Raw genomic sequence first — 15,013 nt, forward strand, 5'->3', positions numbered from 1 at the left:
TATCGGCGCATCGCCTGCGCCGGACAAAAAGCCATCCGCGACACCGCATTCACCAGCACCTGTCTTCGCAAAGCAGGACGCCTTTGTCGAGCGTCTATAGCGGCAAAACATGTCGCACGCCAGTCAATTGTCAGACAACCTGATGATTGCTTTTATTACTTTTACGTTCACGTAAGAAAAAATAAAGGTAAGACGTATAGGCGTCAAGGGTAGTTCGCTTTTGCGACAGTTCTACCGCTTATCCCCGCAACTGAAACAGCATTTCGGCTAACTTCATCGGTGGCTACATCTCCGCTTCTCCTCCAGAATCGGTCATTGAAATATCATCGAACTCAAGTATAATTTTTCAACTTGTCCGCGATATTCAATCGACATACTATCTATGCAAAGAGGGGGATCTCGATGGAAAATGGTGTTGCGCAGGCATTAGAACTCTTTGAATCCGATGCGTCAGAAGACCAACTGTTAGCTGATCTCGGTAGCAATACGTCGGACGATCTCGGCTTTGAAGAAATTCCGTTTGAGAGCCGAAAGCGATCGGGGCTCGATTGGTGGACTGATCATGCTGGCGAAATCAAGAAGCTGGTATGTCGGGTTGCCGGCGAAAAAGATGCATCGAGTGCCGCCGTAAAAGACATCGTCCAAGCAGTATTTACCCTGCTCGGTGCCAAGTTCGGTGTGGGAATTGTCACTTACGCGGCAACGATTGCAGCCCGACGGGTTGTTGCGGGATGGTGCGAAATCGATGACCAAAAAATTAAAGCATGATTTCGAGGCGCTGCATTTTCCCACCATCCAGCCCATAGATTGGCCATTTCAAACATGGATGTCTCCAGAAATTTGGGAGGCTGATCATTCGCAACTTGCTTGGATCGGCTTTCGTTACGTCGACCTCAACTTCGCTGTGCATACCAGAAATCACGACTTACCGTTTACTTCGGCTATATGCGGGTTTGTTGAGGACGCGACATCCCCTGCTCGAGTCATACTACGAGGCGCAACACTCTTCATTGCAATCGATGTCCAAACGCAGATGAAGTGTATTGCGGCAGCCGCTAGCAATCCAAGTTCGTTTACAGAGAGTCTCGCAGCATTAAAAAACGGAATCGAACTCAGTTCGACCTATAATCGAGCGATAGTTGCAGCGCCATCTCAGCAGGAACTCGCGGACATCATCAGGACGGCCGGCCTTTTGATGAATTTCCTCATCGAACACGAGCTTTCGCATGCCAGAGGAGGGCATCACAAGCTCAAGCACGATTCTGTCCTCACTCCTCAAGTAATCCGTTCGCTCGAACTCGTCGCCGATTACAATGCAATCTTTTATACCCGCATGGCGCTCCTTGCTCCTTTGATCGGGGAAACATCAACCGTCAATGACGTAACTCGGCTCGCCAAACGGTTCGGATATGCGCTGACCGTATTCCTGTTGGCGCGATCATCTCCTCTTGCTGTCGAAGGCTCACGATATCCGAGTTTCTTTGAACGGCTCGCGCTGGTGGGTGGGACAAATCTCGTCGAGTGTTTTAAATCTGAAAATTGGGCGCAATCGGCAACAACTACAGTGCGTCTGCATTTACTGGGAGGGATAAAAGCTGCACTGGTGGATCTTTCGACCACAGGCGAGTTGGAGTTTCCCGAAACATACGTCGCCCTCAATATGCAGACAGCGCCGCAGCGTGCGAACTGTGTCACCTGCAGCGTCTTTGCGCGAGAGATGGCAAAACTTTCTCGCCCACTCGTTTCTGAGATAGCCAATATGGCTGATACGTTGGAAAAATTCGCACCAACGAAGATGGGGTTCAGTAGGGTCGATTACGCTAAAGGCTTGGCGGTACCGAGCGCAATTCCCGTATGCGCCTTCGACAGCCCCATACAATTTCGTGTCAAGAAGCTATTGCGCTGGCTCTCAAGGCACTAGGTTCCTGACGCATTTATGGCCGCTAAGGGCTAGAAACGGCCTTAACTAAAATCACCCCAGTCAAACCGCCCATTCCTCATCCGTCGTAAACACGATCGTCAGCCAGCGGTCACTCCCCTCGCCGCCCAGTGCATCGCCGATTTCGTCGCGGATCGCGTCCCATTCCTCAAGCCGCCGGGGCGGCCAGTTTTTCGGTACGATGAAGAAGAGTTCGATCTGACGGCCACGGCCGACACGGGCGACATAGGAATAGTGTGAGGCGAAGCCGAATTTCTCCACCGTCTCGGCGGCCACCCTGTCCACATGCTGCTTGAATTCCAGTGGTGTCACCAGAAGTATGTCCGCGAGCGCCTGTTTCACATTGCCGAGCGGCATGGGGATGATGACAAGGCAGACGAGCGCCAGAACGGCCGGGTCGATATAGGGCGAAAGCCAGGCCTGCGACGTTCCCGTGAGCCCATAACCCACGGCGAAGGCGAGAAAGAGCGCCATGCTCAAGAGCGCACTCATCAGCCAGCTTTTGGCGTCCAGCGCCACGAAGGCCGATTTCAGCCGGCGGTTCTGTCTTTTGACGAACCATGCCATGGCCAGCGAAACGGCGAAGCTGACGAAAGTGACGATGATGGCATAGTCGAACTCGATCGATCTGCCACCATCCATCAGGCTGTCGATGGCATTGATGAGCGCATAGATCGCCGCCCCCATCAACAGCGTGCCGTTGAGGCCAAGCACCATCGGCTCCAGATGCCAGAAACCCATGGTGAAGCGTTCCACCAGCCGCCCGCCCGGCTTCGGCGCGGCGGAGGCGGCGATCAGCCGCGCGACCAGCAGCGCCAGCACCGTCATGAAAGCGTCCGTCAGCGCATAAACACCATCGAAGACCACCGCGAAGGAGCCCGAGAACAGGCCTGCGCCGATACCGAAGAGCGCCAGGAGAACCGTGACGGCAATGGAGAATTTGAGCAGGGATTGTTCTGTCATGACGTGTATCTAACCTTCAAAACCGGACGCTGTCTCCCTAAAGGGCTTCCGCTTTTCCTCGAATCGCGAAAACACTCTAACTCTTTGTTTTCTCGCATTTCCGGACAGAAAACCGGGGTCCACTTTTCCTGGAAATGCTCTATAAACAGCACATACCGCACTCACAAGACAGGACAAAACCCATGGATCTCGGCATTTCCGGCAAACGCGCCCTCGTTCTCGCCTCCTCTCGCGGCCTTGGGCTGGGCATCGCCACGGCGCTGGCGAAAGAAGGCGCGCATGTCCTTCTCGTCGGCAGAAGCGGCGAAAAGCTGGAGGCGAATTGCAAGGCGATCAACGCGCTCGGCAAGGGCAAGGCCGACTGGGTCTGGGGCGATCTTGCCGAGGACAATTTCGTCGAGGCCATGGTTCAGGCCGTCAAGGACAAGCTCGGCGGCATCGATATTCTCGTCAACAATACCGGTGGTCCGACGCCCGGCCTCGCGCAGGAGATAACGGCCGACAAGCTCGACACTTTCTTCCAGTCCATGGTGCTGCGCGTCATCACGCTCACCAACGCGTTGCTGCCGCAGATGAAGGAACAGGGTTTCGGCCGCATCCTGACCGTCGCTTCCTCGGGCGTGTTCGAACCGATCGCCAATCTGGCGCTGTCCAACACCTTGCGTGGCGCGCTGGTGGGCTGGAGCAAGACGCTGTCCACCGAAGTGGCCTCCTTCGGCATCACCTCAAACCTGCTCCTGCCCGGCCGCATTCACACCGACCGCATCGACGAACTGGATGGCGCCAACGCCAAGCGTCTCGGCAAAAGCGTCGAGGAAATCCGTGAGGCCTCCGTCAAGAGCATTCCCGCCGGCCGCCTCGGCACGGTGGAGGAATTCGCCGCCGCCGGCGCTTTCCTCTGCTCGGCGCCGGCGAGCTATATCACCGGCACGATGCTGCGCGTGGATGGCGGTGCGGCGAAGTCGAACTGACGCCGGACAGAAAAGGGCTCATCAGGAAGCCGCTTCATGGATCACGAAGCGGTTTCTCCCCGTGTTCTTGGCTTCGTAAAGCGCCACATCGGCGCGGCGCAGCACGTCGCTGGCGCTCTCCCCGGGATTTGCGAAGGCAATGCCGGCCGAGCAGCTGTAGCGGAAATCCGGCATATCCCCGAGCGGTGACGCCTGCGCCAGCGACGACAGCAATCCCTGCATGACGGCCTCGACGCCCAGCATTCGCGAGCCGCCGAGCACCAGCAGAAATTCTTCTCCACCGATCCGGCCCACAAGGTCGTCCCGACATGCTGCGGCGGAAAGCCGGGCGGCGAAATCCTTGAGGACCATATCACCGCAGGCGTGCCCGAAACGGTCGTTCACCGCCTTGAAATGATCTATGTCGATGATGGTGACGGCAAGCGCCTGGGCCTTGTTGGGGCCGAGCATCTGGTTGAGACTGTCCATCACGTAGCGGCGGTTGCCGAGGCCGGTCAGCTCGTCGCTCAAGGCCGATTTCAGCGCCCTGTCCCGCTCCTGTCTGAGATCGCGCAATTCGACCCCGAGTTCGGAAACATCGGTAACGACGCACAGCATCCAGCCGCCCGGCAATGTCGTTTCGGTCGTCAACATCCAGCGCCCGTCATTAAGGCTGGTCTCTATGGTGCGGAAGGGCAACTTGCCGCGCCGCGTTTTGGCGGAGCGCAGCCACAATTCGAAATCGGTGGTTTCAATGGCGGTGCCGGTGGCGTTGCGATAACCGTTGCGCATAAGCTCCAGCCAGCTCGGAAACCCGTCATCAGCCACATCCAGCGCCTTGCGGAAGGCGGCATTGGCAAAGCGCAATCTATCTTCGCCATCAAACAGGGCATAACCCTGCTGCGAGGCCTCCAGGAGGTGCATGAGCTGGCGGTTGAACATACCCGGATCGCCCCGAACGACGCCGGAATGGTGCAGCGGCACTTCTTTAAGGGTGGGACGGGCCGTCTTGCGGGGCATTGAATTTCCCAGGCTACGAAAACAACAGGCGATCAATTCGCCTAGCAATACATCCTATGATTACAAGAATATTTAAAGCAGCCGAGATCAGGCATGATTTCGATCATGACTACTTCATATGCGCTCGACGCTAACAGCAAACCCCTAAGAATATTGCATAAAACTGCCGCGCTCTTTCATGAGGGCATCATCAAATCGTTTACCATTCACCCCGCGGTCTTCCGCCAGGGCCCCTGGGGCATGCGGCGCATGGCTGAAAAAGCAATGGGCGGCGCTTGCCATTCCGCCTGCCCTGTGCAATCAACCGCCCTCCTCTGACATCGGGGTGCCAAAGGCATCCCTTATCTTCACGCCGGGCCGCCCAAGGGCCGGGCGGGTTCTTCTATCGGCACAAGGATATGGTGATGACGCAAAAGCGGGCTCTCGGCCTCGATTTCGGCACGACCAACACGGTCATGGCTCTTTCCGACACGGGCGGCGAAAGCCGTTCCATGCGCTTTACCAGCAGCGCCGGCACGGATGACAGCATGCGCACGGCGCTTTCCTTCATGAAGGATGGGGGCCTCGGTGCGGCCGCCCTGCATGTGGAAGCGGGACACGCCGCCATCCGGCAATTCATCGACAATGCCGGCGACTGTCGTTTCCTGCAGTCGATCAAGACATTTGCGGCCTCGCCGCTGTTTCAGGGCACGCTGATCTTCGCCAAGCGCCAGAGCTTCGAAGATCTGATGGATGTGTTCCTGCGCAAGCTGAAGACCTATGCCGGCGCCGAATGGCCGGACGATGTGTCGACCGTCATCGCCGGCCGGCCGGTGCGTTTCGCCGGCAGCAATCCCGACGAGACGCTCGCGCTTGCCCGGTATAATGAAGCGCTGAGCCGCGCCGGTTTCCCGGAAATCCACTATGTCTATGAGCCCGTGGCGGCCGCCTATTATTTCGCCCAGAGCCTGAAGAAGGACGCCAACGTGCTGGTGGCGGATTTCGGCGGCGGCACGACAGACTATTCGCTGATCCGTTTCGAGACCCATGCCGGCAAGCTTTCCGCCACCCCCATCGGCCATTCCGGCGTCGGCGTTGCGGGCGATCATTTCGACTTCCGCATGATCGATAACCTCGTCTCGCCGGAAATCGGCAAGGGCAGCAAATTCAAGAGTTTCGACAAGGTGTTGGACGTGCCTTCGGGTTATTACGTGAATTTCGGCCGCTGGAACCAGCTGTCGATCTTCAAGACCTCGAAGGAATTCACCGACCTCAAATCGCTGGTGCGCTCGGCGCTGGAGCCGGAAAAGCTGGAACTCTTCATCGATCTCGTCGAACATGACGAGGGCTATCCGCTCTATCAGTCGATCTCCGCCACCAAGATGGCGCTGTCTTCGGCCGAGGAGGCGGAATTCAACTTCGCGCCGCTCGGCAAGGCCGGGCGCAAGATGGTGAAGCGCAGCGATTTCAACGCGTGGATCGCCGAAGATCTGGCCAAGATCGAGGGCGCGCTGGACGAGGTTCTGGAGAAGACGAAAGTTGCACCAGAAGCGATCGACAAGGTGTTCCTCACCGGCGGCACCTCCTTCGTGCCGGCGGTGCGGGAGCTTTTCACCCGCCGTTTCGACGCGGACAAGATCGAAAGCGGCGGCGAGCTGCTCTCGATCGCCCATGGTCTCGCCATGATCGGCGAAAGCGGCGATATTCAGCGCTGGACAGCATGATTTACGGGTTTCCCGGGCGGGGAACATGGGGTAATTTCCGCCCATGATCGCCGCCCACGACCTTTCCCCGGCCGAACTTGCCGCCCTCCTGCATTTCCATGCGGATGCGGGCGTGGACTGGATGCTGGAAGAGAGCCCGGTCGACCGTTTCGCCGAATTCGCCGCCGCCCGCCCTGCCCGCCCGGTGCCGGGACGGGAGCCGGGACAGGATGCGGCCGCACCCGCAAGGCAGGCGGAGAGCCCGGTCAATCACCGTGCCGATGCGCCTCAACGGCAGGCGCCGGGCCGGAGCGCTCCGGCGCGCGGTGCACCGGCAGCCCCCGCCATCCAGCAGAATGTCGCCATGCCGGACGAGCAGGCCGTGGCGGCCGCGCGTTTTGCGGCGGAAAGCGCGCGCTCGCTTGCCGAGCTGAAAACCGCGCTCGAAGGTTTCAGCGGCTGCAACCTCAAGAACAGCGCGCGCAATACGATCTTCACCGAAGGCGATCCCGCCTCCGCCATCATGGTCGTCGGCCCGATGCCCGACGCCGATGACGACCGCGAGGGCCTGCCCTTTGCCGGCAAGACCGGCCTGCTGCTCGAGCGCATGCTGGCGGCCATCGGCCTTGAACGCAGCGCCATCATGCTCGGCAATGTCGTGCCGTGGCGGCCGCCGGGCAACCGCCCGCCAACTCAGGCTGAAATGGATATCTGCCGGCCGTTCATCGAACGCCAGATTGCGCTGGCGGAGCCGAAACACCTGTTGCTTCTCGGCAACTTCACCGCACGTTTCTTCTTTGGCGGCACCGGCACCATCCATACGCTGCGCGGACAGTGGCGTGATGTCGCAGCCGGACACCTGATTCTGCCGGCGCTCGCAAGCCTGCATCCGCAGGAACTGTTGAACGCGCCAGCCAGCAAGTCCTTGGCATGGCAGGATTTATTGGCTTTTCAGGCAAAGGTCACACAAGGCTGATTGCCTCATTCCTGATCAATGTAAATGAATTATGAAAAAAGCCATGCGCATTACGCATAACAGCGGCGCATTTGGCCGGCTTGCCGAATCCATGCTGCGCTGCGATATAGCGAACATGTCTTGGGAGGAATTTCGGTTTAAGGAACCAAGGCAATGACCACTCGCTTCCGTCCGGTACATTCCGGCTTTGAAACGCTCCGCCTGGCAGGCCTCGGTGCCCGCTCCAGTCAGGGTTACCATCGTTTCGGCGCTGCCGCAAACGAACAGATGACCGCACGCGCTGCCATGCAGCAGGTCCGCGTGACGCGTCCTTCGGCAGTCTTCGCGGATTTCCGCGAGCGCTGAGAAGCACTCAGGCCAGTGTAACGCTGGTCCATAGATATGATTGCGCGCTGGCGTCTTTCTTCGGGAAGGCGCCTTTTGCTTTTGTGGTTTATAACGATCATAGGTCTCCGTCATGCCGGACTTGATCCGGCATCCAGCCAGCCCAAGTCCTTGGGCTGAAAAGACTCTTCTCGCCGCGCAGACGCGCGTCGGCTGGATTCCGGCTCAAGGCCGGAATGACGGAAAGACAATTCGGCCAGTGCTGGCATACCCAAGGGAAATGTCCATCACCCCTGCGGCGTCGAAGCCTTGCGCGCCGCCCGTCTCGCCAGACCCAGCTGATGCTCGCGAAAGATGATGAAGATGCCGGCGAGGATGACGATCGCCGTGCCGATCAGCATCGTCACCGTGGGAATATCGCCGAACAGAATGTAGGAAACCGCGATTCCGAAGATGATGGAACTGTATTCAAAGGGGGCGATGACGGAGACTTCGGCATGGCGATAGCTCTCCGTCAGGAAAATCTGTGCGACGCCGCCGCAGATGCCACTGGTGATCAGGAGCATGGCCTGCGTCATCGTCAGCGCGCTCCAGCCGAAAGGCACGCTGATGAGCGATAACAAAGTGGCGGTCAGCGAAAAATAAAGCACGATGGTCGGCGTCTTTTCCGTTTCCACCAGTTGCCGCACCTGGATCATCGCCAAGCCGCCCAGCGCCGCGCCGCACAAAACGGCAATGGCGCCCAGCCCCTCACCCGCGGCAAAGCCGCCTTCCCTCAGAAGCGTCATTTTTGGCCACAGAATGACCAGCACGCCCATCATGCCGACGAAGACCGCGCTCCAGCGATAGATGCGCACTTTTTCATGCAGGATGAAGGCGGCAAAAACGACGGCGAGCAGCGGCGAGGCATAACCAATGGCGATGAATTCCGGCAGCGGCAGCATGGTCAGCCCGTAAAAACCGCAGGCCATGGAGAGAATGCCGAGAAAACCGCGCTTGAAATGGCCAAGGAGATTGTTTGTGTGCAGCGCGCTTGCCAGCGCATGCAGCCAGGCGAGATAGACGACGATCGGGATAATGGCGAAGGCGGAGCGGAAGAAGGTGATCTGGCCGGCCGGCACATCGCCGGCGGTCTTGATACAGGTCTGCATGACCAGAAAAAAGCCGACCGAAACCAGCTTCATGCTGATCCCGCGAAAGGGATTGGTCGGTTCGGCGTTCATCGGCAGTTACTCATATCGGCTGCGCAAACACGCCATCAGGGGATTTTTCATGCGGGGAGGACGACGCAGGGGAATTGGATTTACGCAAGGCTAGAGCATTCCCCGGCGGCTTTACAACAAAAAATATTATTTACCCATGAATTCGGTTGATCTGGCGGGAGATTGTTCAAGGCCGTCGCCTTCCCTTCCGTCATTCCCGCCTCAGGCCAGCCCAGGTCCCCGGCTGAAGACACTCACGCCGCCGCGCAAAGGCGCATCGGCTGGATGCCGGATCCAGCCCGGCGCGGCGAAAGAACCAGACCAAAAGCGACGCGCGCTAAAATTTGAAGAAAATAAAATATAATTTCAGCAATCGTTCAACATTTGCTGCGATGGTCCGTGGGTCCGGCGGCGGGAGGATCGTCTGCACGGCCGGCAAGCCTTCCATGGCGGGACAGAACGTCCTCCGACGCGCACATGAACGTGACGAATATTCTACCCATTTTACATCCGGGCCTTATGACGACATGATGCCGGGAGACCACGCCAAGTTATTCAGGGATAGTCATGCGAACAGACACGGGCCAGATCGTTCACCTGGCAGATTACCGCCCCACCGATTTCGTTCTGGAGCGGGTGGATCTCACCTTCGAACTCGACCCCAAGAATACCAAGGTCGAAGCCCGTCTGATCTTTCACCGGCGCGAAGGCGCCGACAGTCAGGCCCCGCTGGTTCTCGATGGCGACGAGCTGACGCTTTCCAGCCTGCTGCTCGACCAGGTGGAGCTTCCCGCCGGCCAATATGAGGCAACACCTGATAGCCTGACCATCCGCGACCTGCCGGCCGAATCTCCCTTCGAGATCTGTGTCACCAATTACATCAATCCGCAGGTCAATACGCAGCTGATGGGGCTTTACCGCACCAATGGCGTTTATTGCACGCAATGCGAGGCGGAAGGTTTCCGACGCATCACCTATTTCCCAGACCGCCCGGATGTTCTGGCGCCCTATACCGTGACAATCATCGCGACGAAGGAAGGCAATCCGCTGCTGCTCTCGAACGGCAACTTCCTCGGCGGCGGCAATTACGACGAAGGCCGTCATTTCGCGGCCTGGTTCGATCCGCATCCGAAGCCCAGCTATCTCTTTGCGCTCGTCGCCGGTGATCTCGGCGTGGTGGAAGACACGTTCACCACCATGTCCGGTCGCGAAGTGGCCCTGAAGATTTACGTCGAGCACGGCAAGGAGCCGCGCGCGGCCTATGCCATGGATGCGCTGAAACGTTCGATGAAGTGGGACGAAGAGCGCTTCGGCCGCGAATATGACCTCGATATCTTCATGATCGTCGCCGTGTCCGATTTCAACATGGGCGCGATGGAGAACAAGGGTCTCAACGTCTTCAACGACAAATTCGTGCTGGCCGACCCGGAAACCGCCTCTGACGCTGACTACGCCAATATCGAGCGCATCATCGCGCATGAATATTTCCACAACTGGACGGGCAACCGCATCACCTGCCGCGACTGGTTCCAGCTCTGCCTGAAGGAAGGCCTGACGGTCTATCGCGATCAGGAATTTTCTTCGGACATGCGCTCGCGCCCGGTCAAGCGCATTGCCGATGTGCGGCATCTGAAGTCGGAGCAGTTCCCGGAAGATTCCGGCCCGCTGGCGCATCCACCACGCCCGGATAGCTACCGTGAAATCAATAACTTCTACACGACGACCGTTTATGAAAAGGGCGCCGAAGTCACCCGCATGATCGCCACCATTCTCGGTGCTGACGATTTCAAGAAGGGCATGGACCTCTATTTCGAGCGCCATGACGGCGACGCGGCAACCGTCGAGGATTTCGTCAAGAGTTTTGCCGATGCCAGCGGCCGCGATCTGTCGCAGTTTTCGCTGTGGTACACGGAAGCGGGCACGCCGCTCGTCTCCGTCTCCTGCGCTTATGATGCCGGTAATGCCGCCTTCAAGCTGACGCTGGAACAGACCGTGGCGCCGACGCCCGGCCAGCCGGTGAAGCAGCCGCGCCACATTCCGCTATCGCTGGCGTTGATCCTCGATAACGGCCAGATCGCCGAGCCGCAGGCCGTCGAAGGCGGCGAGTATCGCGATGGCGTGCTGCATCTGACCGAACGCAACCAGACCTTCTCCTTCTCCGGTATTTCCTCGCGGCCGGTGCTGTCGATCAATCGCAGCTTCTCGGCACCGATCAATCTGGATTTCGAACAGAATGCTGATGATCTGGTGCAGATCGCCCGGCATGAAACCGACATGTTCGCCCGTTTCCAGGCGCTGACCGATCTTGCCCTGCCGGCACTGATTGCCGCCACCAGGGCGGTGCAGAATGGCGAAGAAATCCGCACGGATGCAGATCTCTCCGCCACGCTTATCGAAATCATCGGCGACGACACGCTTGAGCCCGCATTCCGGGCGCAGGCGCTGGCTCTGCCGAGCGAGACGGATATCGCCCGCGAACTCGGCGGCAACACCGATCCCGACGCCATCCACAAGGCGCGCAACGCCACCATCACGGCGATTGCCACGGACGGCCTCGAAACGCTGCGGCGCCTTGCCGACAGTGCTGCCAATGGCGAGGCCTACAGCCCAGACGCCGACAGCGCAGGACGCCGTTCGCTGCGAAACGGCGCCCTGAGCTTCCTCGCTTTTGCCGAGGGAACACCGGAGCGGGCGGCGAAGGCCTATGCCGACGCTACCAACATGACCGATCTTGCGCATGCGCTCAGTGTCCTGACCCAGCGTTTCCCAGATAGCACCGAGACGAAGGAAGCACTTGCCGCCTTCGAAACGCGCTTTGCCGACAATGCGCTCGTTCTCGACAAGTGGTTCTCGCTGCAGGCCGCCATTCCCGGCGAAGGCGCTCTCGACCGCATCAAGACGCTGATGAAATCGAAACATTTCATCGCCACCAATCCGAACCGGGTGCGCTCGCTGGTGGGCACGCTCGCCTTCTCCAACCCCACCGGTTTCCACCGTGCGGATGGCGCGGCCTATCGTTTCCTCGCCGAACAGATCATCGCCATCGACAAGCGCAATCCGCAGCTTGCCGCCCGCATCCTCACCTCCATGCGCTCCTGGCGGTCGCTGGAGGCACGCCGGGCCGAACACGCGAAAGCCGCGCTTTCGACGATTGCCGAGGCGAAGGGCCTGTCGACGGATGTGAGCGATATTGTCGGGCGCATACTGAAGGGCTGATTTCCCTCACTTTTCCGGCAGTTCGAAACGGACTGCCGGAGTGCTCTACAACCCTCATTCCTGTGCTTGTCACAGGAATCTAGCCAGCCCAAGTCCTTGGGCTGAAAGGACTCTTCTCGCCACGCAGACGCGTGTCGGCTGGATTCCTGTGACAAGCACAGGAATGAGGAAATGTGGGTGTAACGACACCAGAAGTCCTTGCATCCTGTACCGTCCCGAAAAAATACGGAGTCGGTTCAAGGGGTTAAAATTCTTTTAACTTTTGCCTCTGGACACGGCGAATCGCATTTGATTCATTAGACATATTCGAGCGGCGGCGCTTCGAATCAGTGGGGACTTCTAAAAGGCGGGACAATGACGAACGTGCGGCGGGCGACTGCGGGCGATGAGCGGCCGTATGCCAAATTTTCTGATCTTGCGGCCTGGGGCGAAAGGCTTTCCAGCGACCTGATGGGTTTGATGAATGGCTCCGACCGCCCGATGCCGCAGGTCGAGACCCTGCTGAAGCGCCTGATCCCTATTCTCATCCTCGCCTTCCTCGTCGTTGTCGCGGCCTCGCGCATGCTGGGCATCGCCGCAGAATATGGCCGCATGGAAGAGGCCGCCCGCCACTCCACCGCGCTGACGGCGCTCACCGCCAAGGCGGCACTTCTCAACAATGATACGATCTTCACCGCGCAGGATCGCACCCGCGCCGAGGCGAACCTTGTTGCCGCTTTGCCGTCGGGCAGCCTTGCTGATGGCACCATGGTGCTGCTCTCCGGCAGCAATGGCCGCATCTTCGCGGGCGCCGGCAAGGAAGCCACGCTTTATATCGGCACCTCGCTGCCGGCCCTGCTTCCCGAGATCGCCATCGTGCAGCGTTTCCCCGGTGCGCCCGGCACCATCGAGACCAATATCGATGGCCAGCAGCATTATGCGACGATGATCCCCTTCGGCGATGACGGCGCTATGGTGATCGCGGCGCGTTCGCTGCAGCCGATCCGCTCCTTCTGGCGCAGCGAAATCGCCATGAACGTGACGCTGTTCGCCGGCATCTCCTCCATCCTGCTGGTCGTGCTCTATGCCTATTACATGCAGGTGAAGCGGGCCCGCGACGCCGACGACATCTTCGCCGAATCCAACCTGCGGGTCGAGACGGCGCTGTCGCGCGGCCGCTGCGGCCTGTGGGATTTCGACCTTTCCAGCCGGCGCATGTTCTGGTCCGGTTCGCTTTATGAAATTCTGGGCTTGCCGCCGAAGGCCGCGCCGCTTTCCTTTTCCGACGCGGCCCGGATGATGCATTCCGAAGACGGCAATCTCTATGAGCTTGCCCGCGCCGTCGGCTGCGGCAACCTGCGCCAGATCGACCAGATTTTCCGCATGCGCCATGCCAAGGGTCATTATGTCTGGCTTCGCGCCCGCGCCCAGGTCATCCGCACCAATAACGGCCCCCGCGTCATCGGCATCGCCATGGATGTCACCGAGCAGCATCGTCTTGCCCAGCGTTATGCCGAGGCCGACCAGCGCCTTGCCGACGCCATCGAATCCACCTCGGAAGCCTTTGTTCTCTGGGACAAGAACGATCGCCTCGTGATGTGCAACACCCATTACCAGAAGGCCTATGGCCTGCCCGACAGCGTGCTGGTGGCCGGCACGGAAAAAAGCACGATTTATGCCGCAGCCGCCCGCCCGGTCGTGGAACGGCGCGTTGCCGATCCGGACCAGTCCGGCCTGTCGCGCACGACGGAAGTGCAGCTTGCCGATGACCGCTGGCTGCAGATCAACGAACGCCGCACCCGCGATGGCGGCCTCGTTTCCGTCGGCACCGATATCACGCTTCTGAAGCGGCATCAGGAACGGCTGCGCGATTCCGAGCGCCGGCTGATGGCGACCATCGGCGATCTCTCGGCCTCGCAGCACAAGCTGGAGCGGCAGAAGACCGAGCTTTCCGACGCCAACGCCAACTACCTCGCCGAAAAAGAGCGCGCCCAGGCCGCCAACCGGGCGAAATCCGAATTCCTCGCCAATATGAGCCATGAGCTGCGCACACCGCTCAACGCCATTCTCGGCTTTTCCGACATCCTGCAAAACGAGATGTTCGGGCCGGTCGGTTCGCCGAAATATTCCGAATATGCCCGTGATATCCATGATAGCGGCAAACACCTGCTCAACGTCATCAACGACATTCTCGACATGTCGAAAATTGAAGCCGGCCATATGCGCATCAACCGCGAGACCATCGATCTCGCGCCGCTGATCGAGGAAACGCTGCGGCTCACCGCCATTCAGGCGGAACAGAAGAACATCACCGTGCAGCAGAAGGTCTGCGCCGGGCTGACCATGCAGGGTGACCGCCGGGCCATGAAGCAGATCATGCTCAACCTTCTGTCGAACGCCGTGAAATTCACCGGTGATGGCGGCCGCATCGCGCTGCGCACCCATGTGCATCAGGCCGCCATGATCCTTACCATAGCAGACACCGGCATCGGCATTCCCGCGCAGGCACTGGAAAAGATCGGCCAGCCCTTTGAACAGGTGCAGAGCCAATATGCCAAGAGCCAGGGCGGCTCCGGCCTCGGGCTGGCGATTTCCCGCTCGCTGGTGAAGCTGCATGGGGGGACGATGAAGATCCGCTCATGTGAGGGCCGCGGTACGGTGGTGACGATTATCATTCCGCATGCGGCGGGGGTTTGTGGGACGGTGCATTGAAGCTTGGTGGGCGTGGTTTACCCCCCTCTGCCCTGCCGGGCATCTCCCCC

12 protein-coding genes are annotated in these 15,013 nt (G+C 59.4%); 9 read left to right on the forward strand and 3 right to left on the reverse strand.

Annotated features, from left to right (window positions below; genetic code table 11):
- Positions 1-402 precede the first annotated feature (402 nt).
- Both AC5YUO_RS02810 and AC5YUO_RS02815 read left to right on the forward strand, forming a co-directional pair.
- Entirely contained in the window at positions 403-768 is a 366-nt protein-coding gene (locus AC5YUO_RS02810; RefSeq protein WP_496154170.1) for a hypothetical protein, read from the forward strand.
- Positions 746-1,921, forward strand: coding sequence for a hypothetical protein (locus AC5YUO_RS02815; RefSeq protein ID WP_496154171.1), 1,176 nt, complete (start codon positions 746-748; stop codon positions 1,919-1,921). Before AC5YUO_RS02810 ends, AC5YUO_RS02815 begins: the two co-directional genes overlap by 23 nt.
- Before the next feature lie 60 nt (positions 1,922-1,981).
- Here AC5YUO_RS02815 and AC5YUO_RS02820 read toward each other — a convergent pair whose 3' ends face one another.
- The gene (locus AC5YUO_RS02820) at positions 1,982-2,902 is read right to left on the reverse strand and encodes a cation diffusion facilitator family transporter (protein WP_400811802.1); all 921 of its coding nucleotides are present in this window, start codon (positions 2,900-2,902) and stop codon (positions 1,982-1,984) included.
- Positions 2,903-3,084: 182 nt separating this feature from the next.
- Between AC5YUO_RS02820 and AC5YUO_RS02825 the strand changes: the two genes are divergently transcribed.
- On the forward strand, positions 3,085-3,873 hold the full coding sequence (locus tag AC5YUO_RS02825; RefSeq protein ID WP_496154172.1) for an SDR family oxidoreductase: 789 nt from the start codon (positions 3,085-3,087) through the stop codon (positions 3,871-3,873).
- 21 nt (positions 3,874-3,894) lie between these two features.
- Here the strand turns inward: AC5YUO_RS02825 and AC5YUO_RS02830 are convergent, their stop codons facing one another.
- Complete coding sequence (locus AC5YUO_RS02830; RefSeq protein ID WP_496154173.1) at positions 3,895-4,872, reverse strand: sensor domain-containing diguanylate cyclase; 978 nt, start codon at positions 4,870-4,872, stop codon at positions 3,895-3,897.
- Between the two features lie 93 nt (positions 4,873-4,965).
- On the opposite strand from AC5YUO_RS02830, the gene AC5YUO_RS02835 reads away from it, so the two are divergent.
- From AC5YUO_RS02835 to AC5YUO_RS02850, 4 genes are all read left to right on the forward strand, one after another.
- Positions 4,966-5,190, forward strand: a complete 225-nt coding sequence (locus tag AC5YUO_RS02835) for a hypothetical protein (RefSeq protein WP_496154174.1) — start codon at positions 4,966-4,968, stop codon at positions 5,188-5,190.
- 86 nt (positions 5,191-5,276) lie between these two features.
- A complete protein-coding gene (locus AC5YUO_RS02840) occupies positions 5,277-6,575 on the forward strand; it encodes an Hsp70 family protein (protein WP_496154175.1) in 1,299 nt (432 codons plus the stop codon).
- 43 nt (positions 6,576-6,618) lie between these two features.
- Positions 6,619-7,530 (forward strand): uracil-DNA glycosylase, encoded by a 912-nt coding sequence (locus AC5YUO_RS02845; RefSeq protein WP_496154176.1) that lies wholly within the window; start codon positions 6,619-6,621, stop codon positions 7,528-7,530.
- A 153-nt stretch (positions 7,531-7,683) separates the two neighbouring features.
- A complete protein-coding gene (locus AC5YUO_RS02850; protein WP_063950983.1) occupies positions 7,684-7,875 on the forward strand; it encodes a hypothetical protein in 192 nt (63 codons plus the stop codon).
- A gap of 266 nt (positions 7,876-8,141) precedes the next feature.
- Here the strand turns inward: AC5YUO_RS02850 and AC5YUO_RS02855 are convergent, their stop codons facing one another.
- The gene (locus AC5YUO_RS02855) at positions 8,142-9,077 is read right to left on the reverse strand and encodes a DMT family transporter (protein ID WP_496154178.1); all 936 of its coding nucleotides are present in this window, start codon (positions 9,075-9,077) and stop codon (positions 8,142-8,144) included.
- A 546-nt stretch (positions 9,078-9,623) separates the two neighbouring features.
- Between AC5YUO_RS02855 and pepN the strand changes: the two genes are divergently transcribed.
- Complete coding sequence (pepN, locus tag AC5YUO_RS02860) at positions 9,624-12,272, forward strand: aminopeptidase N (protein WP_496154179.1); 2,649 nt, start codon at positions 9,624-9,626, stop codon at positions 12,270-12,272.
- Between the two features lie 354 nt (positions 12,273-12,626).
- The gene (locus AC5YUO_RS02865; RefSeq protein WP_496154180.1) at positions 12,627-14,963 is read left to right on the forward strand and encodes a PAS domain-containing sensor histidine kinase; all 2,337 of its coding nucleotides are present in this window, start codon (positions 12,627-12,629) and stop codon (positions 14,961-14,963) included.
- Positions 14,964-15,013 lie beyond the last annotated feature (50 nt).

The organism is Agrobacterium sp. LEGMi-208b, assembly GCF_059511785.1.

Coding starts and splice junctions, on each gene's coding strand:
- AC5YUO_RS02865 (WP_496154180.1), top strand. CDS start 12,627: ATGACGAACGTGCGGCGGGCGACTGCGGGCGATGAGCGGCCGTATGCC.
- AC5YUO_RS02820 (WP_400811802.1), bottom strand. CDS start 2,902: ATGACAGAACAATCCCTGCTCAAATTCTCCATTGCCGTCACGGTTCTC.
- AC5YUO_RS02825 (WP_496154172.1), top strand. CDS start 3,085: ATGGATCTCGGCATTTCCGGCAAACGCGCCCTCGTTCTCGCCTCCTCT.
- AC5YUO_RS02845 (WP_496154176.1), top strand. CDS start 6,619: ATGATCGCCGCCCACGACCTTTCCCCGGCCGAACTTGCCGCCCTCCTG.
- pepN (WP_496154179.1), top strand. CDS start 9,624: ATGCGAACAGACACGGGCCAGATCGTTCACCTGGCAGATTACCGCCCC.
- AC5YUO_RS02810 (WP_496154170.1), top strand. CDS start 403: ATGGAAAATGGTGTTGCGCAGGCATTAGAACTCTTTGAATCCGATGCG.
- AC5YUO_RS02840 (WP_496154175.1), top strand. CDS start 5,277: ATGACGCAAAAGCGGGCTCTCGGCCTCGATTTCGGCACGACCAACACG.
- AC5YUO_RS02835 (WP_496154174.1), top strand. CDS start 4,966: ATGATTTCGATCATGACTACTTCATATGCGCTCGACGCTAACAGCAAA.
- AC5YUO_RS02855 (WP_496154178.1), bottom strand. CDS start 9,077: ATGAACGCCGAACCGACCAATCCCTTTCGCGGGATCAGCATGAAGCTG.
- AC5YUO_RS02850 (WP_063950983.1), top strand. CDS start 7,684: ATGACCACTCGCTTCCGTCCGGTACATTCCGGCTTTGAAACGCTCCGC.
- AC5YUO_RS02830 (WP_496154173.1), bottom strand. CDS start 4,872: ATGCCCCGCAAGACGGCCCGTCCCACCCTTAAAGAAGTGCCGCTGCAC.
- AC5YUO_RS02815 (WP_496154171.1), top strand. CDS start 746: ATGACCAAAAAATTAAAGCATGATTTCGAGGCGCTGCATTTTCCCACC.